The 23906-nt window shown below is 60.6% G+C and carries 24 protein-coding genes; 16 read left to right on the forward strand and 8 right to left on the reverse strand.

Annotated features, from left to right (window positions below; translation table 11 throughout):
* Positions 1 to 210 precede the first annotated feature (210 nt).
* From IV454_RS19880 to IV454_RS19890, 3 genes are all read left to right on the forward strand, one after another.
* Positions 211 to 1557, forward strand: a complete 1347-nt coding sequence (locus IV454_RS19880; protein WP_206092754.1) for an ISL3 family transposase — start codon at positions 211 to 213, stop codon at positions 1555 to 1557.
* Positions 1558 to 1627: 70 nt separating this feature from the next.
* Positions 1628 to 2368: a hypothetical protein gene (locus IV454_RS19885; protein ID WP_206087489.1), complete on the forward strand. Its 741-nt coding sequence runs from the start codon at positions 1628 to 1630 to the stop codon at positions 2366 to 2368.
* The gene (locus IV454_RS19890) at positions 2365 to 2700 is read left to right on the forward strand and encodes a hypothetical protein (protein WP_206087490.1); all 336 of its coding nucleotides are present in this window, start codon (positions 2365 to 2367) and stop codon (positions 2698 to 2700) included. Before IV454_RS19885 ends, IV454_RS19890 begins: the two co-directional genes overlap by 4 nt.
* 429 nt (positions 2701 to 3129) lie before the next feature.
* On the opposite strand, the gene IV454_RS33345 is transcribed toward IV454_RS19890, so the two are convergent.
* The 3 genes from IV454_RS33345 to ppk1 all read right to left on the reverse strand — a co-directional run bounded on the left by IV454_RS33345 (position 3130) and on the right by ppk1 (position 5918).
* Positions 3130 to 3252 carry a hypothetical protein gene (locus IV454_RS33345; RefSeq protein ID WP_267690969.1) on the reverse strand — a complete coding sequence of 41 codons (123 nt, stop codon included), beginning with the start codon at positions 3250 to 3252 and terminating at the stop codon, positions 3130 to 3132.
* An 83-nt stretch (positions 3253 to 3335) separates the two neighbouring features.
* Positions 3336 to 3803, reverse strand: a complete 468-nt coding sequence (gene sixA, locus IV454_RS19895) for a phosphohistidine phosphatase SixA (protein ID WP_054267431.1) — start codon at positions 3801 to 3803, stop codon at positions 3336 to 3338.
* Positions 3804 to 3815: 12 nt separating this feature from the next.
* Positions 3816 to 5918 carry a polyphosphate kinase 1 gene (ppk1, locus tag IV454_RS19900; RefSeq protein ID WP_206087491.1) on the reverse strand — a complete coding sequence of 701 codons (2103 nt, stop codon included), beginning with the start codon at positions 5916 to 5918 and terminating at the stop codon, positions 3816 to 3818.
* Between the two features lie 231 nt (positions 5919 to 6149).
* Between ppk1 and pstS the strand changes: the two genes are divergently transcribed.
* From pstS to phoR, 7 genes are all read left to right on the forward strand, one after another.
* A complete protein-coding gene (pstS, locus tag IV454_RS19905) occupies positions 6150 to 7193 on the forward strand; it encodes a phosphate ABC transporter substrate-binding protein PstS (RefSeq protein ID WP_206087492.1) in 1044 nt (347 codons plus the stop codon).
* A 177-nt stretch (positions 7194 to 7370) separates the two neighbouring features.
* Positions 7371 to 8354 (forward strand): phosphate ABC transporter permease subunit PstC, encoded by a 984-nt coding sequence (gene pstC, locus IV454_RS19910; protein WP_229521736.1) that lies wholly within the window; start codon positions 7371 to 7373, stop codon positions 8352 to 8354.
* On the forward strand, positions 8351 to 9211 hold the full coding sequence (pstA, locus tag IV454_RS19915) for a phosphate ABC transporter permease PstA (protein ID WP_206087494.1): 861 nt from the start codon (positions 8351 to 8353) through the stop codon (positions 9209 to 9211). Before pstC ends, pstA begins: the two co-directional genes overlap by 4 nt.
* Before the next feature lie 25 nt (positions 9212 to 9236).
* A complete protein-coding gene (pstB, locus tag IV454_RS19920) occupies positions 9237 to 10022 on the forward strand; it encodes a phosphate ABC transporter ATP-binding protein PstB (RefSeq protein ID WP_054267436.1) in 786 nt (261 codons plus the stop codon).
* A gap of 31 nt (positions 10023 to 10053) precedes the next feature.
* Positions 10054 to 10761 (forward strand): phosphate signaling complex protein PhoU, encoded by a 708-nt coding sequence (gene phoU, locus IV454_RS19925; protein ID WP_206087495.1) that lies wholly within the window; start codon positions 10054 to 10056, stop codon positions 10759 to 10761.
* 5 nt (positions 10762 to 10766) lie between these two features.
* Positions 10767 to 11456 (forward strand): response regulator, encoded by a 690-nt coding sequence (locus IV454_RS19930; RefSeq protein WP_054267438.1) that lies wholly within the window; start codon positions 10767 to 10769, stop codon positions 11454 to 11456.
* 143 nt (positions 11457 to 11599) lie between these two features.
* Positions 11600 to 12880 (forward strand): phosphate regulon sensor histidine kinase PhoR, encoded by a 1281-nt coding sequence (phoR, locus tag IV454_RS19935; protein WP_206087496.1) that lies wholly within the window; start codon positions 11600 to 11602, stop codon positions 12878 to 12880.
* Here phoR and IV454_RS19940 read toward each other — a convergent pair.
* Positions 12855 to 13169, reverse strand: a complete 315-nt coding sequence (locus tag IV454_RS19940) for a hypothetical protein (RefSeq protein WP_206087497.1) — start codon at positions 13167 to 13169, stop codon at positions 12855 to 12857. The two genes, phoR and IV454_RS19940, sit on opposite strands and share 26 nt — an antisense overlap.
* Positions 13170 to 13224: 55 nt before the next feature.
* Positions 13225 to 13905 (reverse strand): class I SAM-dependent methyltransferase, encoded by a 681-nt coding sequence (locus IV454_RS19945; protein WP_206087498.1) that lies wholly within the window; start codon positions 13903 to 13905, stop codon positions 13225 to 13227.
* A gap of 132 nt (positions 13906 to 14037) precedes the next feature.
* Between IV454_RS19945 and IV454_RS19950 the strand changes: the two genes are divergently transcribed.
* Both IV454_RS19950 and IV454_RS19955 read left to right on the forward strand, forming a co-directional pair.
* A complete protein-coding gene (locus IV454_RS19950; RefSeq protein WP_206087499.1) occupies positions 14038 to 14952 on the forward strand; it encodes a patatin-like phospholipase family protein in 915 nt (304 codons plus the stop codon).
* Positions 14953 to 15035: 83 nt separating this feature from the next.
* Positions 15036 to 15440 carry a GlcG/HbpS family heme-binding protein gene (locus tag IV454_RS19955; protein WP_206087500.1) on the forward strand — a complete coding sequence of 135 codons (405 nt, stop codon included), beginning with the start codon at positions 15036 to 15038 and terminating at the stop codon, positions 15438 to 15440.
* 26 nt (positions 15441 to 15466) lie between these two features.
* Here IV454_RS19955 and IV454_RS19960 read toward each other — a convergent pair whose 3' ends face one another.
* Together IV454_RS19960 and IV454_RS19965 are read right to left on the reverse strand one after the other, a co-directional pair.
* The gene (locus IV454_RS19960; protein ID WP_206087501.1) at positions 15467 to 16402 is read right to left on the reverse strand and encodes a hypothetical protein; all 936 of its coding nucleotides are present in this window, start codon (positions 16400 to 16402) and stop codon (positions 15467 to 15469) included.
* A 30-nt stretch (positions 16403 to 16432) separates the two neighbouring features.
* Positions 16433 to 17125, reverse strand: a complete 693-nt coding sequence (locus IV454_RS19965; RefSeq protein WP_206087502.1) for a hypothetical protein — start codon at positions 17123 to 17125, stop codon at positions 16433 to 16435.
* Positions 17126 to 17444: 319 nt separating this feature from the next.
* On the opposite strand from IV454_RS19965, the gene IV454_RS19970 reads away from it, so the two are divergent.
* Both IV454_RS19970 and IV454_RS19975 read left to right on the forward strand, forming a co-directional pair.
* Positions 17445 to 17921 (forward strand): nuclear transport factor 2 family protein, encoded by a 477-nt coding sequence (locus tag IV454_RS19970; RefSeq protein WP_206087503.1) that lies wholly within the window; start codon positions 17445 to 17447, stop codon positions 17919 to 17921.
* Positions 17922 to 17961: 40 nt separating this feature from the next.
* The gene (locus IV454_RS19975; protein ID WP_206087504.1) at positions 17962 to 18711 is read left to right on the forward strand and encodes a c-type cytochrome; all 750 of its coding nucleotides are present in this window, start codon (positions 17962 to 17964) and stop codon (positions 18709 to 18711) included.
* Between the two features lie 44 nt (positions 18712 to 18755).
* Here IV454_RS19975 and IV454_RS19980 read toward each other — a convergent pair whose 3' ends face one another.
* Complete coding sequence (locus IV454_RS19980; RefSeq protein ID WP_063896292.1) at positions 18756 to 19169, reverse strand: hypothetical protein; 414 nt, start codon at positions 19167 to 19169, stop codon at positions 18756 to 18758.
* A 292-nt stretch (positions 19170 to 19461) separates the two neighbouring features.
* Here IV454_RS19980 and carA point away from each other — a divergent pair, with 292 nt between their 5' ends.
* Both carA and carB read left to right on the forward strand, forming a co-directional pair.
* Positions 19462 to 20631, forward strand: a complete 1170-nt coding sequence (gene carA, locus IV454_RS19985; RefSeq protein ID WP_206087505.1) for a glutamine-hydrolyzing carbamoyl-phosphate synthase small subunit — start codon at positions 19462 to 19464, stop codon at positions 20629 to 20631.
* Between the two features lie 10 nt (positions 20632 to 20641).
* Positions 20642 to 23872, forward strand: coding sequence for a carbamoyl-phosphate synthase large subunit (gene carB / locus IV454_RS19990; RefSeq protein ID WP_054267449.1), 3231 nt, complete (start codon positions 20642 to 20644; stop codon positions 23870 to 23872).
* The last annotated feature ends 34 nt before the right edge of the window (positions 23873 to 23906 follow it).

Raw genomic sequence — 23906 nt, forward strand, 5'->3', positions numbered from 1 at the left:
TTGATATCGGCTATGCTGTGAGGTTCTACCGTCCCGGAGTGCGGTCAAGGGCGGCGCGCGCTACGCCGGCGCGCGCTGCGCGCGTGCCGGCGTAGCGCACCCTTGACGGCATGCAGGGCGCATACGCTGGTCCATGGCCGCCGACGCGGCAGGCCGTGGCGGCGACCTTGGACAACAGGCGTGCCGGCGTTTCCGGCTGGAGAGGGCAGTTTGAGTATTGGCATGGAAACCCTGTTCACCACCGCACTTGGCTTGCAAGCCCCGTGGGAGGTGAGCGAATTGAAGCTCGACACGGGAGCGAAACGGATCGACTTTGAAGTTCGCTATCATAGCGAGGAAATGGCCTGCCCCGCCTGCAAGGCGCCGGCGCAGAAGATCCACAGCCGCATGCAGCGCAGCTGGCGGCACCTCGATTTCTTTCAATTTGAAGCTTGGGTGCACGCAGAAGTACCGCGCGTGCGCTGCCGCTCCTGCGGAAAGACCTCGCGCATCGAAGTGCCATGGTCGCGCCCTGGCAGTCATTTCACCCTGCTGTTCGAGGCTCTGGCCATGTCCTTGTGCCAAACAATGACCGTGGCCGAGACCGCCCGGCTGCTGCGTGTGACGGCGCATCGCCTGTGGCGCAGCGTCGGCCATTACGTCGCGGTGGCGCGCGGCAAGGATGACATGAGCGAGGTGAAGCTCATCGGAATCGACGAAACCAGCCTTCGGCGGGGCCACCAGTACGTGACGGTCGTTCACGACCTGGATGCCAAGCGCCTGCTGTTCGCCACCGAAGGCCGCGACCACGAGACGGTGCTCGCTTTCAAGGCCGATCTGATCGCCCATGGCGGGCAGCCGCAGCGGATCGAGCACGTCTGCATGGACATGGGCCAGGCCTACATCAAAGGCGTCACCGAGCAATTGCCGCAGGCCCAGATCAGTTTCGACCGTTTCCACGTGATCGCCTTGGCCAACGATGCGATGGACAAGGTACGCAAGCTGGAAATGGCGGAGTATCCGCGCGTCGTTCGCAGCGCCTTGGGGAGCGAACGCAAGACCGTCCGTGCGTTGATGTGGGGCATGCGCCGCGACGCGCACAGCTGGACGGCGCGCCAGCGCGACACGATGTATCTCTTGCAGCGTTCCCGGCTCAAGACCGCAAGGGCGTGGCGGCTGAAAGAAGCATTGCGGGACACCTATCGGCACGCCGCGGCCGCCAACAGCGCGGAAGCGGCGCAGGCGGCGCTGGAGCGTTGGATATCGTGGGCCCGCCGAAGCCGACTCGAACCGTTCAAGAAACTGGCGCTGACGCTGCGCGAGCGCCTGCCAGGCATCGTGCGCGGCATGCTCGATGGCCGCAGCAACGCCTATGTCGAAGCGATGAATGGCATGCTTCAGCAAGCCAAGCGAGCAGCGCGCGGCTTCCGGACCGCCGCCAACTTCATCGCTATCGCCTATGTGCGCATGTCCAAACTCGCTCATTTACCCGACAATCCCTTGCAGGCCGCCGTGAAGCGGTCGGTTTCAATTAGGCGATACCGCGACGGTCGTCAAGTTTCACCGAAAACGTCATAGAGCCAAAGAACATATCCAAGCTTGGGAAGTAAAGCCGGGTCGTTACGGGGAAGTTCTGACGCCGGCCGAAATGGCCGCGCTCGCTGCGCGCTGGAAAGTTCAGCCGCCAAAAATCATCGATCCGTTGACCGGTGACTATGTGAATACGTTGGCCTTAGACGCGCCTAAGTCGCCATCGTCGACAGAAGTAGCGATTTCTGGCAATAATTCTGTTCTTGGTTGTTCGAAGGGGGCATGTAAAAATGTCGAAACAGATGTGCCGGTTAAATTCCTAATTTCAAACGGCGCAGGAAAAGCCCCACTTGCATTGAATGCTCCCCTTCACCTGCCGGCCGTAGAATTAAAGGAAGGAACGAACTATTTTATAGGTAATGAACTCCTTGATGTTAATCGAAGGGTTTTGGCAGAATTCGATAAAATTGACATGGTGACAAAAACCATAGTTGAAGATAAAAACGGCTCGCAATTTGGTAAGCGGCTTGATCCGGCATTGAGCGTTGAAGAACGCGACAAGTTAATTGTGGGGCAAGCGGAAAAATATATCGATGAAAAAGTTATTTCAAAAATTCATGCAAAAATCGCTGCGCTGAAAAGCGCCGATGCTATTAGGCCAAATGGCGATGGAGAAAATACGAGGAGCACGCCTCAACTGAACGACATTCGGGATTTTAAGAATATTGAAATCAGGTTCATTGGGGATGGTGCTGTGTTGCAATCAGTAATGAACAGAGAAGCCGGAATTCTTCGTCAGAAATATCCAGATTTTAATTTTGTTGTTGTCTATGGCGATAAAACACAGGGGGGGAAATGAGTGTTACACTTTCAGTCGGAAACCCGATAAATGATGTTGAGAAATTTTATGACCTCCCTGTTTCTACGGAGTCGGGGTTTCGTTCTGTTATTGAACCTATCGCGGAGAAACACGAACTAACTCTTATTGATTGGGGAACTTTTTCCGAGGTTACAAAAATAAATTTGGCGTTATTTCTTGAAGAGATAGAAATTATTCGTGAAGCTATTTTAACTTTGAGTGACGTATCAATACAGGCTAAAAGTCATTATTTTAGCAGGCTTGGTGAGTTGGCGAGGGAGGCGGAGCGTCTCGTAAAAGAAAGGCCAGATATTAGACTTTTGATTGGGTAAATAAGTGTCAAGACCCGCGTGGTCATGTACGCGTCGGGCAAATAATTCAGGCCTTCTCTGCTACCACTCTTTGAACGCTTGTATTGGTAATTTCGTGCCAAGCGAATGGATACGTTGTCGCACGTGGGCAATCCATTTGAAACATGGGGCACGGGACGACGGCCCACCGAGAACTGACGAGCTTGGAAGCGAGACCCCAAGGGGCGTCACTGATGACGAAGAACAGTCGCCGCTGGTGGCGCAACATTAACATGGGCCCGAACAATGTACTGACGATCGCCTGCGTTGACCGTCCTGGCATTCCTCGACTCCCGTAACCTCAACTTTCTGAACCGCCCGCTGCGCACCCGCATGCCGGGTGACGTGGGCGGGGATCGGTCAGGTACCCTAACCGCCCCCTATCCCGATCGGCCCTTACCAGGCCCAGTGCTATTCGTGATAGCGATCGCGCAGGTCGAGAGCGCTGCCGTGAACCTCTTCCACCAGTTCATACAGCACCAACCCAACCATCCCTCCAAAAATGGCCATGACAAACATGCTTAACATGATCATGAACCGCCGTTGAGCGATTTCTCCCGTAGTTGATACATCTAAACTTTAGCAGATGGATGCCGCAATTCAAGGTTGCGATGCACTTATTTAACAATCAGATCCGGCGCCATCACGCCCTTCAAATACAGGCTGTAGGGATCGAGCGGCTCGCGCTGCACCAGCCACCACGCGTTGGCCTTTTTGATTTGCCAATCCTGCGGCTGGCCCGACAGCAGCAAGGCCGCCACCTGGCCCAGGGTCGGCTGATGCCCGACCACCAGCACCGGCTCGCGCCCATTCGGCCAGTTGGCCGCCATCAGCACATCTTCCGGATCGGCGCCCGGCGCCAGATCGTGCACGATCTTGAACTTGCGCTTGAGCGGTTCCACCGTCTGCAAGGTCCGCAGCGCCGGGCTGACCAGGATGCGGCAGCTGTCGGGCAGCTGCGAGGTCAGCCAGTCGGCCATGCGTCTTGCCTGCTTCTGCCCCTTGGGCGTGAGCGCGCGCTCCATGTCGTCTTGGCCCGGCTCGGCGTCGTAGGCCTCCGCGTGCCGCCATAAAATCAGATCCATGCTGTCCTCTCCTTACTCGCTATCGACCGGCGGCGTGCCCAAAAGTTGCATCAAATGTCGCTGCGCCGAAAATTCAAGCTGCTTGCCGCGCACCTGGCGCCGCTGGTAATGCCCGCTCGGCTCAAGCTCCCAGGCATTCGTGTTATCTTTCAGGTAGGGGTTCAAACCCTCGGTAATCACGCGCCGCTTGAGCGCCTTGTCCAGGATGGGGAAGGCCACTTCGATGCGGCGGAACAGGTTGCGGCTCATCCAGTCGGCACTGGCCAGGTACACATCGTGCGCCAAGTCGTTGCGGAAGTAATAGATCCGGCTGTGTTCCAGAAAACGCCCGATGATCGAGCGCACCTTGATATTTTCCGACAGCCCCGGCACCCCCGGTTTCAAGGTACAGGCTCCGCGCACGATCAGGTCGATCTTCACGCCGTCGTGCGAGGCCGCGTACAGCGCGCGGATCACTGATTCGTCCACCAGCGCGTTGATCTTGACGATGATGCGCCCCGGACGCCCCGCACGGGCGATCTTGGCTTCATTGCGGATCGCCTTGATGATTTCGCTCTGCAGCGCGAACGGCGCGAGCCACAAGTGGGTCAGCTTGTGCGGCTTGGTCAGGCTGGTCAGATGGATGAACACTTCGTTCACTTCCTGCGCCATTTCCGCGTGCGCGGTCAGGAGGCCGAAGTCGGTGTACAGCCGCGTGGTGGTCAGGTGGTAGTTGCCAGTGCCGAGGTGGGCGTAGAAACGCAGCCCGCCCGGATTGCCGTCGGCGTCGGCTTCCTCGCGCCGGATCACCAGCGCGACCTTGGCGTGGGTTTTCAGGCCGACCACGCCGTACACCACCTGGGCCCCGGCTTGCTCCAGCTTGTCGGCCCAGTTGATGTTGGCTTCTTCGTCGAAGCGCGCCATCAGTTCCAGGATCACCGTCACTTCCTTGCCGGCGCGGGCGGCCGCCATCAGCGCTTCCATCAGGTCCGAGTGCATGCCGGTGCGGTAGATGGTTTGCTTGATCGCCACCACCGACGGATCGTGCGCCGCCACCTGGATGAAGTCGACCACGGTCTGGAACGACTGGAAAGGGTGGTGCAGCAAGATGTCGTGCTTCTTGAGCTGCTCGAAGATATCGTGGTGCGCGGTCTTTTGCGGCATGCCGGGGACAAAAGGCTCGAAGCGCAGGTTCGGCTGCTTCACATGGTCGATCAGCTCGGCCAGGCGCACCAGGTTGACCGGGCCGTCCACGGCGTACAGGCGGCTCTTGTCGAGTCCAAACTGTTCGAGCAGGAAATCGGCCAGTTCGGGCACGCAGTTCTTGGCCACTTCCAGTCGCACCGAAGTACCGAACTGGCGCCCTTGCAACTCGCCCTTGAGCGCCTGGCGCAGGTTCTTGACCTCTTCCTCGTCGACCCACAGGTCGCTGTCGCGCGTGACCCGGAATTGCGAATAGGCGATCACCTCGCGCCCCGTAAACAAGTCTTCGATGTGCGAATGGATGATCGACGACAGCAGGCAGAAGGAAATGCCGCCATTGGTCGACAAATGATCCGGCAGGCGGATCACGCGCGGCAGCACCCGCGGCGCCTTGACGATGGCAATGCCCGTGCCGCGCCCGAAGGCATCCTTGCCGGTCAGTGAAATGATGAAGTTGAGACTCTTGTTGACCACTTGCGGAAACGGGTGGGCAGGGTCGAGCCCGATCGGGGTGAGCAGGGGGCGCACCTCGCGCTCGAAATATTCCTTGACCCAGGCGCGCTGCGCTTCGTTACGGTCGGTATGGCGCACCAGGTGCACGCCGTTTTTCTGCAGTTCGGGCAGCACTTCGGTGTTGAGAACGGCGTACTGGTCCTTGACCAGATTGTGACATTCGTTACTGATGCGCGCCAGGTTGGCCGCCAATGCCGGATTTTCCGCCAGGTTGCCTTGGGCCAGCAGGCTGGCGACCCGCACTTCAAAGAATTCGTCCAGATTGTTACTGACAATGCACAGGTAGCGCAGCCGCTCCAGCAGAGGCAGCGACGTATCTTCGGCCTGCGCCAGCACGCGGCGGTTGAACGTCAATTGCGACAGCTCCCGGTCGAGGAAGATGTTGGCGCGCGCCGGGTCCGGCGTCGTTGCAGTTTTCATTATGTCTTTAACTAGTCAGATAGATAATAGTAAACGCAGCCAGTGTAATAAAGAAATATTACAGGTCGGTGACACGGGCTGCGAATTGTGTGACATGGCGAATCGGCCTGCCAAGCGTACCATGCGGCCAAAGTAGGGATTCTTACAGGATTTCGGTCATGTCATAAACGTGTCATATTTGCGCGTTAGACTGCGCAGCATTCCACGTTGTATAACCCACAAGGACTTGATATGCGAATGAAACAGTTGTTGGCTTCCATCATCGTTGGCGTCAGCGCACTGGCGGCATCGACCTCCGCCCTCGCGGTGGACATGACCGGCGCGGGTGCGACCTTTCCTTACCCAGTCTATGCAAAATGGGCGGAGTCGTACAAGAAGGCGACCGGCAATGGCTTGAACTATCAATCCGTCGGCTCCGGCGCCGGCATCAAACAGATCAAGGCGAAAACCGTCGACTTCGGCGCTTCCGACAAGCCGCTCGGCGCGGAAGAACTCGAGACCGCCGGCCTGATGCAGTTCCCGGCCATCATGGGCGGCGTGGTGACCGTGGTGAACCTCGATGGCATCGCGCCTGGCGTCCTTAAACTGACCGGCCCGGTCATCGCCGACATCTACCTCGGCAAGATCACCAAGTGGAACGCGCCTGAAATCGCCGCCCTGAACCCGGGTGTCAAGTTGCCGGCCGAAGAAATCACCGTGGTGCACCGCGCCGACGGCTCCGGCACCACCTTTCTGTTCACCGATTACCTGTCGAAAGTGTCGCCGGAATTCAAGACCAAGATCGGTGCCGATGCATCCGTGAAATGGGCAACCGGCGTGGGCGGCAAGGGCAATGAAGGCGTGGCCTCGACCGTGCAGCGGGTCAAGCACTCGATCGGTTACGTGGAATGGGCGTTCGCCAAGAAGAACAAGATCGCCCACACCCAGCTCAAGAACAAGGAAGGCACTTTCCTGCAGCCGGACGACGACAACTTCAAGGCCGCCGCCGCTTCGGCCGACTGGGCCAAGGCGCCAGGCTTCGGCGTCGTGCTGACCGACCAGGCTGGCAAGAACAGCTGGCCGATCACCGGCGTGTCGTACATCCTCATGCACAAGAGCCAGGCCGATGCCGCCAAGGGCAAGGAAGTGTTGAAGTTCTTCGACTGGTCGTTCAAGAATGGCGGCGCATCGGCTGTCGAACTGGACTACGTGCCGCTGCCGGACAGCGTCACCAAGCTGGTGGGCGACTCCTGGAAAGCCAATCTGAAAGACGCTTCCGGCAAGGCTATCTGGTAAGTCGGAAGAGGGTGGGTCTGGTGCCCGCCCTGCAAGTGCATTTGTGCAAAGAAATCGCGGCAGGCAAGCCATGGGGCATGCCTGCCGGTCAGCATTAAAGCAACACCTTGAAACTACCTCCATGTGGACACCTAGCGAAGTCAATCAATGAGCGCAAACCCAACTATCGCAATGGATATGAGCAAACCGGCGGTGCCTGACCGCGAACTGGTCGCCATGCTGTCAACGATGCGCAAGCAGCGCATCCAGGATTTTTTCTTCCACAAAATAACCCTGCTGTTCGCGGCATCGGTCCTGATCGTGCTGATCGGGATCATCGGTTCGCTGGTGGTCGGCGCCGCCCCGGCCTTCAGGGAATTCGGCCTCGGCTTCATCACCAGCGTCGAATGGGACCAGGGCAACGACAAATACGGCGCCATGATCGCCATCGTCGGCACCCTCGCCACCTCGATCATTGCCCTGCTGATCGCGTTTCCAGTCAGCTTCGGCATTGCGCTGTTCCTTACCGAAATCTGCCCGGTCTGGCTGCGCCGCCCGCTGGGCACCGCCGTCGAACTGCTGGCGGGCATCCCGTCGATTATCTACGGCATGTGGGGCATGGTCGTGTTTGCGCCACTGTTCGCCGAATACGTGCAGCCGCTGTTGAAAAACACCCTCGGCCACTTGCCGCTCATCGGCCAGCTGTTCACCGGCCCGATGATGGGGATCGGCATCCTGACCGCCGGCCTGGTGCTGTCGATCATGATCATTCCCTTTATCGCTTCCGTGATCCGCGACGTGTTCGAGATCGTCCCGGCCGTGCTGAAAGAATCGGCCTACGGACTGGGTTGCACCAAATGGGAAGTCGTGCGCAAGATCGTGCTGCCGTACACCAAGACCGGTGTGGTCGGCGGCGTCATGCTCGGCCTGGGCCGCGCGCTCGGCGAAACCATGGCGGTGACCTTTGTGATCGGTAACGCCAACAAGCTGTCGTGGTCGATCTTCTCGGCCGGTAACAGCATCTCCTCGACCCTGGCCAACGAGTTTGCCGAAGCCCAGTCCGCGCTGCACGTCTCGTCCCTGCTGGCGCTGGCCCTGATCCTGTTCATCATCACTTTCATCGTCCTGTCCGCCGCCAAGCTGATGCTGGCCGGAATGTCGCGCAAGGAAGGCGTCAAATGAGCCAGACCATTCTCAATCCCGTCTACCGCAAGCGCCTCTGGAAGCACCGGGTCGGCATCGCGCTGTCGGTCATGGCCATGTCGGTCGGCCTGATTTTCCTGATGTGGATCCTGTGGACCTTGCTGAGCAAGGGCTTCGCCGGACTCTCGCTCGGCCTGTTCACCCAGGATACGCCCGGTCCCGGCAGCGACGGCGGCGGTTTGCGCAATGCCATCGTCGGCAGCGTGATGATCGTCGGCCTGGCTACATTCATCAGTACCCCGATCGGCATCCTGGCCGGGGTCTACCTGGCTGAATACGGCGAAGAAAACCGCTTCGCCCAGGTCACCCGCTTCGTCACCGACATCATGCTGTCGGCGCCGTCCATCGTGCTCGGCATCTTTGTGTGGACCATGTATGTCAACGTCTCCAAGCACTATTCGGGCTACGCCGGGTCGATCGCGCTGTCGCTGATCGCCATTCCGGTGGTCGTGCGCACCACCGACAACATGCTGCGCCTGGTGCCGCAAAGCTTGCTCGAAGCGGCCTTCGCCCTGGGCGCCCCGCGCTGGAAAGTGGCCACCACGGTGCGCCTGCGCGCTGTCAAATCGGGCGTGGTGACCGGCGTGCTGCTGGCGGTGGCGCGCATCACTGGCGAAACCGCGCCGCTGCTGTACACGGCCCTGAACAACCAGTTCTTCAGTTCCGACATGAACGCGCCGATCGCCAACCTGCCGGTGGTCATCAATCAGTTCGCGATGAGCACGTCCGACAACTGGATCAACCTGGCCTGGGCCGCGGCGCTGTTGCTGACTTTCAGCGTGTTGTTATTGAACATTGTGTCGCGTACCATGTTCAGCCAGAAAACCACGAAATAATCGACCGATCCATCTTATGAGCCCTATGCCTACACCGATTCCTACTGTAACGCCAAAGAACAAGACGATCGAGATTTCCGGCCTCAATTTCTTTTACGGGAAAACGCAAAGCCTGACCAATGTCAGCCTCGACATTTACGAAAAACAGGTGACGGCCTTCATCGGCCCTTCCGGCTGCGGCAAGTCGACCCTGCTACGCACCCTGAACCGCATGTACGATCTGTACCCCGGCCAGCGCGCGGAAGGCTCGATCATGTACCGCGGCAAGAACATCCTCGAGCCGGGCCAGGACGTGAACATGCTGCGCGCCAAGGTCGGCATGGTATTCCAGAAACCGACCCCGTTTCCGATGTCGATCTACGACAACATCGCCTTCGGCGTGCGCCTGTACGAAGACTTGTCCAAGGGCGAAATGGACGAACGGGTCGAATGGGCATTGAAAAAAGCGGCGCTGTGGGGCGAGGTCAAGGACAAGCTGTCCAAGAGCGGACTGTCCTTGTCGGGCGGCCAGCAGCAGCGCCTGTGCATCGCGCGCGGCGTGGCGGTGAAACCCGACGTGCTGCTGCTCGACGAGCCCACTTCGGCGCTCGATCCGATCTCGACCGCGAAAGTGGAAGAACTGATCAGCGAACTCAAGCAGGATTACACGATCACCATCGTGACCCACAATATGCAGCAAGCCGCGCGTTGCTCGGACTACACCGCCTATATGTACCTGGGCGAGCTGGTCGAGTTCGGCGAGACCGACCAGATTTTCATGAATCCCGCACGCAAGGAAACGCAGGATTACATCACCGGACGCTTTGGCTGAGCCGCGACAATTCACATTACGGAGAGCAGCAATGATAGGTGAGCATTCATCCAAGCAGTATGACCACGAACTTGAAACCATCCGCTCCAAGGTATTGCTGATGGGCGGCATCGTCGAGACTCAGTTCCTCGACGCGATGACCTGTTTTCGCATCGGCAACCTGGAGCGCGCCGACCGCGTGATCGCGGAAGACGACGAAGTCAACCAGCTGGAAGTGGCGCTCGACGACGCCTGCAGCCACCTGATCGTGCGGCGCCAGCCGACCGCCAACGACTTGCGCACGGTCATGGCCACGATCAAGGTCATCACCGACCTGGAGCGCATCGGCGACGAAGCGGCCAAGATTGCGCGCACCTCCAAGAATCTGCACGGGCGCGGCGCGGTCGGCGTGAACCATTACGAAATGGTGCGCACGATCGCCACCGCCACCTCCGACATGCTGCACGATGCGCTGGATGCGTTTGCGCGCCTCGACGGCAAGCAGGCCTTGCAGCTGATCGCCCAGGATGCGGTGATCGACCATGAATTCCGCTCGATCATGCGCAACCTGATCACCTTCATGATGGAAGACCCGCGCACGATTTCCTCGGCGCTGGACACCTTGTGGGTGGCCAAGGCCATCGAGCGTATCGGCGACCATGCCAAGAACATTGCGGAATATGTCATCTACGTCGTCGAAGGCAAGGATATCCGGCACACCAAACAGGCGCATTCGATCCCTGACAACCCCTTACCGTAATATCAATGGCATCTGACAAAACGACTGTATTAATAGTAGAAGACGAGCCGGCGATTGTGGAACTGGTCACGTTCTCGCTGCGCGAGGCTGGCTGGAATGTGTGTTCGGTGCAGAATGTGGCGGATGCCTGGGAATTCATGCAGCAGCGCATACCGCACCTGATGCTGCTGGACTGGATGTTGCCGGACCAGACAGGTTTGCGCCTGCTCTCGCGCATGCGTTCGGACCGCAACTTCCAGGATATTCCGGTGATCATGCTGACCGCCAAGAGCATGGAAGAGGACAAGATCGCGGGCCTGAACAATGGCGCCGACGATTACGTGACCAAGCCGTTTTCCCCGCGCGAACTGCTGGCGCGCGCCAAGGCGCTCTTGCGCCGCAAAAGCCCGGAGCATGACCAGGCGGTCATGAGCGCCGGGCCGGTGAGTTTGGACCCGGTCAGCTGCACGGTGTCGATCGATAGCCAGAAGATCGACATGGGGCATGCCGAGTTCAAGTTGCTGAAGTTTTTGCTGGCGCATCCGGAACGGGTGTTTTCGCGCAGCCAGTTGCTCGACAAGGTATGGGGCGACCATGTGGTGATCGAAGAACGCACGGTCGATGTGCATGTGCTCAGGCTGCGCAAGGCGCTCAAGGAATCGGAAAAGCTGATCAAGACGGTGCGCAGCGTGGGGTATATGCTGTCGGAGAAATGATGTTGACGCAGTAGGTGTTGTTAGCGAAACCGCAATCGCCATAGCCACTCTAAAAATCGTCGTTCCCGCCTGCGCGGGAACGACGGAGCTAACGGTAAACGAGGGTTTATCCAGTTAGCTTGAACAAGGACACCCCCCGCAACATGAACCCCAAACTGCTGTTCTGGATTCCCGCGCTGCTGCGCATGAGCTTCATCCTGCTTGGCGCGGGCGTATTCTGGTGGCTGTTCGGCCTGGTCTACGGCCTGGCCGTGGCCTTTCTCACCGTCCTCGTCTTGCTGTTCATCCAGCTCTCCTACCTGCACCAGCTCGGCGACTGGCTGGACGACCCACACTCGGCCAAACTCCCCGATGGCTGGGGTTCCTGGACCAATATCTTCTCGCGCCTGTACCGCCTGCGCCGTGACGACGAACGCAACCAGGCCGAACTGACCGAATGGCTGGCCCGCTTCCGCCAGGCCATGCACCTGCTGCCCGACGGCGTGGCCATCATGGACGACGTCCTCTTCCTCGAATGGTGCAACCCGGCCGCCGAACGCCACCTCGGCCTGACCCTGGAGCGCGACAAGGGCATGCGGGTCACCAACCTGATCCGCCATCCGGATTTCATCGACTACATCATTCTCGGCCGCTATGAAAACCCCCTGACCCTGAGCTTGCGCGACCGCAAGCTGATCTGCCAGATCATCCCGTTCGAGAACCGGCGCCAGATTCTGGTCACGCACGACGCCACCGAAACCCAGCGCATCGAGGAAATGCGGCGCGACTTCATCGCCAACGCCTCGCACGAGCTGCGCACACCGCTCACGGTGATCGTCGGCTTCCTGGAAATCGCCTCGAGCGAAATGAACCTCGATCCGGAAACCCGCATGTCGCACCTGAAACTGATGACCGAGCAGGGCCATCGCATGCAGCGCCTGATCGAAGACATGCTGACCCTGTCGCGCCTGGAATCGATGGATTATCCGCTGCGCAGCGAATCGGTCGACATCCCGGCGCTGATGGAGCAGATCGTGCAGGAGGCGAGGGCGCTGTCGGGCGGCAAGCACCAGATCACGGCGAGCGTCAACGGGCCGAATATCTCGGGCAATCCGGAAGAGCTGCGCAGCGCCTTCGGCAACCTGGCCTCGAACGCGGTGCGCTACACGCCCTCGGGCGGCACCGTGCACCTGGCCTGGCAGATGGGACCGAACGGCCCGCAGTTCGTCGCCACGGACACCGGCATCGGCATCGACCAGAAGCACATCGCGCGCCTGACCGAGCGCTTTTACCGGGTCGACAAGAGCCGCTCGCGCGAAACCCAGGGCACCGGGCTGGGGCTGGCGATCGTCAAGCACGTGCTGCTGCGCCACGGCGGCAGCCTGAGCATCAAGTCGGAAGCGGGCAAGGGCAGCAGCTTCATTGTGTCGCTGCCGGCGGCGTAAGCCACTTGCCGTCGTGCTGGTAGTTCTGGATGAAGTCGGTCAATCGGGCGACGGTGTCCGCCGCTGGGGTTTCGATGGTGAAAATTTCCCGGTCCTCCCACAGCACCGGCACACCGATCGCCGCTTCGATCTGCTGGTCGAAGTTGCCGTACGCATCCCGGTCCTCAACGAAGGACGGCGGCATGTACTCGAACGCGAGAACGACCTTGGCGTCCGCCATGATCCGGATCTCCGGTTCGCCTCCATAGTCGAATCCGCTCAATGCGATCGTGCTTGCTACCGTCGTCATGACGCGGGCTCCTTGCGTGGGGTGGACACGATACTGTACTCCAAGCCCGTTCCCGTCAGGACGGCTTGTGTTCGGCCGCGAAAATCGCCGTCACGCCTTCCACCTTGAACTCGACCACCGTGAAATGGGCGCGCAGATAGTTTTCCAGGGCCCGCGCATTGTCTTGCCGGTTGTTGAACACGCCGAGCGCATTCATCAGCCACATGAAGGGCCGCGCCAGCAGGTTCTTGCGCACGCCTTCCGACAGCACCGTGGTGCCGAACAGGCGTCCGCCCGGCGCCAGCAGGGCCGCCAGATGGGTGAGGGCGATGCTTTTCTGGTCCAGGCTGCCTGGCACGCAGTGCAGCACATAATTGATGCTGATCGAATCGAAGGGCGCGACCGCGTGTTTCACGGGCTCCAGGATATTCTGCACGTACGTTTCCGGCCGGTAGCGCGCCACCTTCGGCAAGGTCTTAGCCAGGCATTCGGCGCTCAGGTCCATCAGCGCCAGGCGCGCCGTGGGTACCAGCGGCGCCCGGTTCAACAGGAATCCGGTGCCGACCCCGACCTCAAGGTGATTGGCGCTGATGTGCTTGCGGTAATGCGCATCGAGCCGCGCAATCGAGCATCCCCAGGCATATTTCGAAATCACGCCGTACAGCAGCGCATCGTAGAAAAACAGGCTCAGCTTGTTGAAGTATTGCTGCGAACGGACAATCTTGACGTGGGTGGGCTCGCTGTCCTCGCTGATCATTGCGGACTTTCTTTGTTGGTATAAACAATTATGCCACTTTATCCACCTGGCAATTAAACCGGCGTGCCGGATGGCGGCCCCAGGTGACCGCGAGCAGGTACAATCGTGGTCTTCGCTTCCTTGACGACCACTATGTTCACCAAACGCCGTTCCCTGATTGCCCTCGCTGTGTTGCTCGCCGGTTGCGGCAGCAACCCCACCCCTCCCGCCGCCAAACCGGCCGCCGTGCTGCAACCGGCCGCCGCCGCGCTGCCCAAGAAAATTCGTATCGGCCTGGCCTTGGGAGGCGGGGCCGCGCGCGGTTTCGCCCACATCGGCGTGATCAAGGCGCTCGAAGCGCAGGGCATTTTCCCGGAGATCGTGGTCGGCACCAGCGCCGGCAGCGTGGTCGGCGCCATGTATGCCGCCGGCAACGATGGCTTCGCCCTGCAAAAGACCGCCATGGAGATGGACGAGGCCGAGATTTCGGACTGGGCCATGCCGCTGTTCGGCAAGTCCTCGGGCGTGCTCAAGGGTGAAGCCTTGCAGAATTACGTGAACAAGGCCGTCAAGAACGTGCCGATCGAAAAACTCAAGATCCAGTTCGGCGCCGTCGCGACCGACCTGAACAACGGCCAGCCGATCCTGTTCCGGCGCGGGAACACGGGGCAGGCGGTGCGCGCATCCTCGTCCGTGCCTAGCGTGTTCCAGCCGGTGCGCATCGGCGACCGCTCGTATGTCGATGGCGGCCTGGTGGCGCCGGTGCCGGTGCGCTTCGTGCGCGAAATGGGTGCCGATTTCATTATTGCGGTCAATATTTCGAGCCAGACCGACGCCCAGGCCGCCGTCAGTTCGCTGGAAGTGCTGATGCAAACCTTCGCCATCATGGGCCAGCGCCTCAATCACTACGAGCTCAAGGATGCGGATATCGTCATTTCGCCGGCGCTGGCCAAGATGGGCAGCAATGATTTTGCCGGCCGCAACCGCGCCATCATGGCGGGAGAGCAGGCGGCCGCGGCGATGATGCCGCAGATCAAAGCCAAGCTCAAGGCGCTCCAGCACTCCTGAGCATAAGCGCTATAGCCGTTCCGATATCGGCAGCGCCTGCGCTTGCCGTAAAATCCGCCGCATCTATTTAACCGGGAACCAACATGCCATCGAAACCGTACCTGAACTTAGCCGACGTCAAGAAAATCGCTGCCGCCGCAGAAGCCGAAGCCCTTGCCAACAACTGGGCGGTCACCATCGCCATCGTCGACGACGGCGGCCACCTGCTGTCGCTGCAGCGCCTCGATGGCGCCGCGCCCCTGACCTCGCACATCGCCCCATCGAAGGCCAAGACGGCGGCCCTGGGCCGGCGCGAGAGCAAGGTCTTTGAAGACATCATCAACAATGGCCGCACCGCCTTTCTGTCGGCGCCGTTCGTGGAAGGCATGCTCGAAGGCGGCGTGCCGGTCATCGTCGACGGTCATGTGATCGGCGCCGTCGGCGTATCCGGTGTGAAGTCGGACCAGGATGCCCAGATCGCCAAGGCGGGCATCGCCGCCCTGGCCTGAGAAGGCCGTAGCGCGCCGGCCGTCGCTTAGCCGGCGGGAGTAGCGGCAGCGCCGCAGCCGGCTGCCGCCTTGCGCGGCACCGCCATCAGATTGCCGCGCAGGGTGCGCAAGACCAGGTAGTCGCAGCTTTCGCTGATCAACTGGGCGCGCTCCATGCGCTCGTTCGCGCCTTCGTTGTAGCGCACGGTTTTGTAAGGCAGCGCAGGCGCGCCTGGTGTCGCCATGTCGGCCAGCGCAATATCGAGCGCCTGCGCGTACATGCGCGCACTTTCCCACTTGAGCATGCCGGCATCGTCGCCGAGCCACAGATCCGGCCCGGCCCCCTCACCGCGCTCGGGCGAGACAATGCGGATGATGGTTTCGTAGGGCGTGGCGCGGCCCGCGGTTTTGATCGAAATGGCGTTGTCGAGAATTAAGGCTTGGTGATCCTGTGTCAGGTAGAACAGGGGAACGCTGTCGACCACGATGTCGCCCGGCGTGGGCGGGGCCGCTTGCGCGATGATCTGCTTGGCGCCGCCGGTCTTGATGTGCGCCAGCGAGGCTTGCATGAGTTCCTGGTGTGTGTAGGTACCCAGCACGGTCTGGTAGGGGGCGAGGACTTTGTCCGCCTGGGTGCGGATGCGTTCCTTTTCAGCGTCGCGCATGGTGCCCGACACGATGGCATGCGTGGCGACAGCGGCCAGCAGGCCGACCAGGCCGGGGGCCGGGTACAGCATGGCCCCGCCGCCGGCACCACCAGCCTTGTCGAAATTGACCGCCCCGTGAAACGCCACCGTGTCGGTAGCCGGCAGGCGCAGGCCGAATCGCTGCGCCGTTGCATCGCTTGCGGCCAGGCCGGCCTGCACCGGCACTTCCCCGGCCTGCGCCGGCTGCCAAGGCATGGAAAGGCCCACCCCCGCGCACAGCGCCAGGCAGGCGGAAACGAGGTGGAGGCGCGGCAGGCGGCAGGCGAAACGTGTCATCGGGGCTGGTCTTTCAGAAAAGTGGATGGCTTAATTGGACAGGGGCTTGATGATCTGGTCCTTGGTCATTTCCAGTACCTGGAAATAGGCGTTCGACACGCCAGGGAAGGTCGGCGGTTCATCCCATTTGCCATCGGCGGCCTTCTGCACGTTCAGCGGCACATACCATTCGTACGAATTGTCGGTCAGGTTGACGATGTAGGCGGCGCCGGCGACCTTGGCTTTCGGGTCGCTGGTCGGAATGTACGAGGCGAAGGTGCGCTCGACGCCGACCATGGACAGGTTGATCACCAGCAGCTTGTCGATCTTATGGCTGGCTTTCAGGCCGGACATGTCCTTGCGCGAGAATCCCGGGGCGGCCTTGCCGTTGTCGGGAAGGGCGGTGAAATCGAGTTTCTCGATCATGGTGACATTGGCGCCGCGCTGCTTGAGGACGGTGGCAACCTGGGCCGGCAATTGCGGCAACTCTTCGTAAGGCAAGGTCTTGGTGTGGCTGGTCAGGGACGAGTTCATCATCGAGGCGGCAGCCATGCACAACAGGCAATCGGCGCCAGGAAACTGGGTGTCGACCACCGGCAAGGCCGTCATGAACACGCCATAGTTGTTGGCGGGCGCGACGAAGGCTTGCGGCGCCAGGGCCACCGGGGTTTGTGGCGGCGTCATGCAGCCGGTGAGAATGGCGATGCTGGCGACCAGGGCGGCGGAGGAAAGACGTAAGTTCACGGAAGACCTATTATTCAGAGCGGTTAAATGAAAACAGGCCCGCATCACCGTGGTGATTCGGGCCTGCCGACGCGTCGATCCGGCCGTCATGCGGCCAGTCGGACATGCATGTTTGATATTATAAACCAACTTAAATTGCAAAATGGAAATGTATTGACGAACTGTTGTTTTTGGTTACGTTTTAATGGTGATGAAACGTCAGCACCTTGCATGGCGGCGTCGCGGGCGATACGCTGATCCGGTTTTTCGGTTCTCTCTGCTGCGGTTCATCTTGCCGGCGATCGCGTATGGTATGGTTTTGACCCCAGAAAGAGTTTCCATGAACGCGAATGAAAGCCGTCCTCCATTGCCGCCCTTTACGCATGCATCGGCCACACTCAAGGTACGCCTGGCCGAAGATGGCTGGAATTCGCGCGATCCGGCGCGCGTGGCGCTGGCCTACACTGTCGACAGCCGCTGGCGCAACCGCGCCGAATTCGTCAGCGGGCGGGAGGCGATCGTCGGCTTGCTGACGCGCAAATGGGTGCGCGAGCTCGACTACCGGTTGATCAAGGAGTTGTGGGCCTTCGGCGGCAACCGCATCGCGGTGCGTTTCGCCTACGAATGGCGCGACGACGCTGGCAACTGGTTCCGCTCCTACGGTAACGAGAATTGGGAATTCGACGAGCAGGGCTTGATGGCGCTGCGCCATGCCAGCATCAATGATTTGCCGATCAGGGAGCAGGAGCGCAAGTTCCACTGGCCCCTGGGGCGCCGCCCGGACGATCATCCTGGACTGAGCGAGCTCGGTCTGTAAAGCCGGCCGCATGGGTGGCCGACTGATTTAAGGAGTGCTTATGAGCTACACATTGAAGGCATCGCTGCTGACCTTGGCCATGCTCTGCATGCCAGGCAGCGCCGGCGCGGCACCCCAATCGGACTACGACGCCGGTGAGCAGCTGTTTCGCCAGGAGAATTTCGTCGCCGCGGAGCGGGCCTGGACCAAGGCTGCCGCCGCAGGCGACGTGCGGGCACAGTACATGCTCGGGCTGGCGCTGGCGTCAGGGCGCTACCTGCCCATCGATAGACAACGGGGCCAGGCTTACCTCGCCGCAGCATCCGACAAAGGTTACGGCGACGCCACCCACGCGCTGTACGGCTATCGCCGCAGTAACCATCTCGGGCCACTGTCGGAAGCCATCGCGCTGCTCGAAAAGGCTGCCGCCCAAGGCAGCACCAGTGCGAAAGTGGAACTCGGCATCATGAGCGGGACCAAGGGGCTGGGAATGCAGGATGGCGTCCTCGACATGCTGATTCCGACGCGCGTGAGCAAACTCGAGGCTGCGGGCCGCACGGATGCCCTGGTGCGGGGCCGCAAGGTGTATGACGACTCGTGCCAGGTCTGTCATGCGGCCGGTGTCATGAATGCCCCGCAATTGGCTGACCGGCCGGAGTGGAGTGTGCGCAACAAGAAGGGTTTCAACGTGCTGGTACGGCACGCCGTCGACGGATATAAGTCGCATCCGGCCAAGGGCGGCATGCCGGCCCTGTCCGGCGATGAGATACGCGACGCGGTGTTTTACATGAGCGCCGGCCCATCGACATAGCGGTGGGTGGATTCCCGGGCCGTGTCCTGGAGTGGGGATGTGGATCAGGCGTGGATCAGCGGGCCTTCCGGCGCCGAATCGGCGGCGTTGGTGCGTTCCAGCCATTCCAGCAGCAGCGGCATGTCGCGCACCTCGATTTCCGGACCCTGGACGAAGCCGACCTGGGTCAGGTTGCTGGCGTCGCACACCAGCTTGTTTACGGTGGGCGAGAGTTCGACCATCCTCCCATACGATTTCCACACCTTGCTTTCCCATTTATGCAGGGACGAATCGTTGAAGCGGTTGTTTTCGAAGTAGACGGTGACCGAGCCGTCGCTGTTGCCGAAGCCAACCATGCCAGAGCCATTCTTGAGCATGTCCTTGACCGCATCGTCCGCATTCACCTTGGGCACGAACACGGCTGCCCGCCCGCCCGGATTAGGGCGCTCCATCGGCGTATCTCTTCCAAACGTAGACATAATCACATTTCCTGGTAAATGTTTGCCTGAGGGTGCTGCAATAAATGTATAGAGGACGGTGGGCGATGTCCAGTAAAAGCGCGAAAAGCGACGCAATCGGTCTCGGCGGAGATTGCCGGAAAGGCCGCGTTGCGCTATAATTTGGAGGTTTAGCCATTCACACACCTACCGTAGCGACTACCCACCATCCCTCATTCAACATGACACCATCCCCCTGAGCGCAAGCGCATCGGGAAACCATGGTCGTCGGTCTGACGTGGCGCAGCTACGGTAACTTTATCAGGAGTTGCCCTTGCCGCCATTTTTTTCTGGCCCCACCGTTCCAGCCATCCTCGCGCTCGCAGACGGAACGATATTTAAAGGTTTTTCCATTGGCGCTGCCGGCCATACCACCGGGGAAGTCGTGTTCAACACGGCCATGACCGGTTACCAGGAAATCCTGACCGATCCCAGCTACTCGCGCCAGCTCGTCACGCTGACCTATCCGCACATCGGCAATACGGGTGTCAATCCGGAAGACGTCGAGGCAAGCAAGGTCCACGCCGCAGGGCTGATCATCCGTGACCTGCCGCTGCTGGCATCGAACTTCCGTTCGACCCAGTCGCTGTCCGATTACCTCAAGGCTGAAAACATCGTCGCCATTTCCGGCATCGATACCCGCAAGCTGACCCGCCTGTTGCGCGAAAAAGGCGCACAGGGCGGCGCCATTCTGGTCGGCACGCAGGGTAACGAGCCTTCGCAGGTGCAGGCACTGGAACTGGCGCGCTCGTTCCCTGGCCTGGCCGGCATGGACCTGGCCAAGGTGGTCTCGACCACCGCCGCCTACGAATTTACCGAAACCGAATGGAAACTCGGCGAAGGCTACGGCAAGCTCTCCGACCCGAAGTTCCACGTGGTTGCCTTCGACTTCGGCGTCAAGCGCAACATCCTGCGCATGCTGACTGAACGTGGCTGCAAGGTCACGGTACTGCCGGCCCAGTCCAGCGCCGCCGATGCGCTGGCGCTGAACCCGGACGGGATCTTCCTGGCCAACGGCCCGGGCGACCCGGAACCGTGCGACTACGCGATCGCGGCCAGCCGCGAGCTGATCGAGCGCGGCATCCCGACCTTCGGCATCTGCCTCGGTCACCAGATCATGGCGCTCGCTTCCGGCGCGCGCACGCTCAAGATGAAGTTCGGCCACCACGGCGCCAACCACCCGGTGCAGGATCTCGATTCGCGCAAGGTGATGATCACCTCGCAGAACCACGGTTTCGCGGTCGACGCGCAAACCCTGCCGGCCAACTGCCGCGTGACCCACGTATCCCTGTTCGACGGCTCGCTGCAGGGCTTCGCCCGCACCGACAAGCCGGCCTTCTGCTTCCAGGGCCACCCTGAAGCGTCGCCGGGCCCGAACGACGTCGCTTACCTGTTTGACCGCTTCATCAGCATGATGCAAGCCGCTGAGAAAACCGAATTGTAGAAAGAGCCCAATGCCAAAGCGTAGTGACATTAAAAGTATTCTGATTATTGGCGCAGGCCCGATCATCATCGGCCAGGCTTGCGAGTTCGATTATTCCGGCGCCCAGGCGTGCAAGGCGCTGCGCGAGGAGGGCTACAAGGTCATCCTCGTCAACAGCAACCCGGCGACCATCATGACCGACCCGGAAATGGCGGACGTGACCTACATCGAGCCGATCACCTGGAAGGTCGTCGAACGCATCATCGCCAAGGAACGCCCTGACGCGATCCTGCCGACCATGGGCGGCCAGACCGCGCTCAATTGCGCGCTCGACCTGCACAACAACGGCGTGCTGAAACAGTACAACGTAGAGCTGATCGGCGCCTCGCCGGAAGCCATCGACAAGGCCGAAGACCGCTCCAAGTTCAAGCAAGCGATGACCAAGATCGGTCTCGGTTCGGCGCGTTCCGGCGTGGCGCACTCGATGGAAGAATCGTGGGCGGTGCAGCGCGAAATGGGCTTTCCGACCATCATCCGTCCATCGTTTACCATGGGCGGCACCGGCGGCGGCATCGCCTACAACGAAGAAGAATTCGAGACCATCTGCAAGCGCGGCCTGGAAGCGTCGCCGACCAAGGAACTGCTGATCGAAGAGTCCCTGATCGGCTGGAAAGAGTACGAGATGGAAGTGGTGCGCGACAAGGCGGACAACTGCATCATCATCTGCTCGATCGAAAACCTGGACGCCATGGGCGTGCACACGGGCGACTCGATCACCGTGGCGCCGGCGCAGACCTTGACCGACAAGGAATACCAGATCATGCGTAACGCCTCCCTGGCGGTGCTGCGCGAGATCGGTGTCGACACGGGCGGCTCGAACGTGCAGTTCGCGATCAACCCGGCTGATGGACGCATGATCGTCATCGAAATGAATCCGCGCGTCTCGCGTTCGTCGGCGCTGGCCTCGAAAGCGACCGGTTTCCCGATCGCGAAAATCGCCGCCAAGCTGGCGGTGGGTTTCACGCTCGACGAACTGCGCAACGAAATCACGGGTGGCGCCACGCCTGCCTCGTTCGAGCCGTCGATCGACTACGTCGTGGTCAAGATCCCGCGCTTCACGTTCGAAAAATTCCCGGCTGCCGACCATCACCTGACCACCCAAATGAAATCCGTCGGTGAAGTCATGGCGATTGGCCGCACCTTCCAGGAATCGTTCCAGAAGGCCCTGCGTGGCCTGGAAGTGGGCGTCGATGGCCTGAACGAAAAAACGCGCGACCGCGAAAAGATCGAAGAAGAACTCGGCGAACCGGGTCCGGACCGCATCTGGTACGTGGGCGATGCCTTCGCCCAGGGCTTCACCCTGGAAGAAGTGCATCAGCTGACCCATATCGATCCGTGGTTCCTGGTGCAGATCAAGGAAATCGTCGACATCGAACTGTGGCTCGATAACCAGACCCTGGAAGCGATCGACAAGCCGACCCTGTACAAATTGAAGCAAAAAGGCTTCTCGGACCGCCGCCTGGCCTTCCTGCTGCACACGACCGACAAGGTCGTGCGCGAGACGCGCCATGCGATGGGCATCCGTCCGGTGTACAAGCGGGTCGACACCTGCGCGGCCGAATTTTCGACCGACACCGCGTACATGTACTCGACCTACGATGAAGAGTGCGAGTCCAACCCGAGCGACAAGAAAAAGATCATGGTGCTGGGCGGTGGGCCGAACCGCATCGGCCAGGGTATCGAATTCGATTACTGCTGCGTGCACGCGGCGCTGGCGATGCGCGAAGACGGTTACGAGACCATCATGGTCAACTGCAACCCGGAAACCGTGTCGACCGACTACGATACCTCGGACCGCCTGTACTTCGAATCGCTGACCCTGGAAGACGTGCTGGAAATCGTCGCCATCGAAAAGCCGGTCGGCGTGATCGTGCAGTACGGCGGCCAGACGCCGTTGAAGCTTGCGCTCGACCTGGAAGCGAACGGCGTGCCGATCATCGGCACCTCGCCCGACATGATCGATGCGGCCGAAGACCGCGAACGCTTCCAGCAGATGCTGCAAAAAATGGGCTTGCGCCAGCCGCCTAACCGCACCGCGCGCACCGAGCCGGAAGCACTGGCGCTGGCGCAGGAAATCGGCTACCCGCTGGTGGTGCGTCCATCGTATGTGCTGGGCGGCCGGGCGATGGAAATCGTCCACGAACAGCGCGACCTGGAACGCTACATGCGCGAAGCGGTCAAGGTATCGCACGATTCGCCGGTGCTGCTGGACCGCTTCCTGAACGACGCCATCGAAGTCGACGTCGACTGCATCTCCGACGGCGTAACCACCTTCATCGGTGGCGTGATGGAGCACATCGAGCAGGCTGGCGTACACTCGGGCGACTCGGCCTGTTCGCTGCCGCCGTATTCGCTCTCGCAAGAGACCATCGATGAACTCAAGCGCCAGACCTCGCTCATGGCCAAGGGCCTGAACGTGGTCGGCCTGATGAACGTGCAGTTCGCGATCCAGAAGACGGAAGTCGATGGCGTCATGACGGACACCGTATTCGTGCTGGAAGTGAACCCGCGTGCCTCGCGCACGGTGCCGTTCGTGTCCAAGGCCACCGGCCTGCAGCTGGCCAAGATCGCGGCGCGCTGCATGGTTGGCCAGACGCTCGAATCGCAGGGCATCACCAAGGAAGTCATCCCGCCGTTCTACAGCGTCAAGGAAGCCGTGTTCCCGTTCGTGAAATTCCCTGGCGTGGACACCATTCTCGGACCCGAGATGAAGTCCACCGGTGAAGTCATGGGCGTGGGCATGACCTTCGGCGAAGCCTTCGTCAAGTCGCAGATGGGCGCCGGGGTCAAGCTGCCCGAATCGGGCAAGGTATTCCTGTCGGTGAAGGGTTCGGACAAGCCGCGCGCGGTGAAAGTGGCGCGTGATTTGCAGTCGATGGGCTTCCAGGTCGTCGCGACCAAGGGCACGGCGGCGGTGATCACGGCGGCGGGCATTCCGTGCCAGGCCGTGAACAAGATGATCGAAGGCCGTCCGCACGTGGTCGACATGATCAAGAACCACGAGATCGCGCTGGTGATCAACACGGTCGAAGAAAAACGCAGTGCGATTGTCGACTCGCGCCAGATCCGGATTTCGGCTTTGGCCGCGCGCGTGACGACATACACTACAATAGCGGGTGCGGAGGCTGCGGTCGAAGGCATGCGTCATCTCGACGAGTTGCGCGTGTACGATTTACAAGGCCTGCATAAAACCTTAAACTAAGCAGCACGCAGTACCTCTTGACCACAGGGCGCGC

The sequence above is a fragment of the Massilia antarctica genome, assembly GCF_015689335.1.
In the GTDB taxonomy this organism is placed as follows: Bacteria; Pseudomonadota; Gammaproteobacteria; order Burkholderiales; family Burkholderiaceae_D; genus Telluria_A; species Telluria_A antarctica.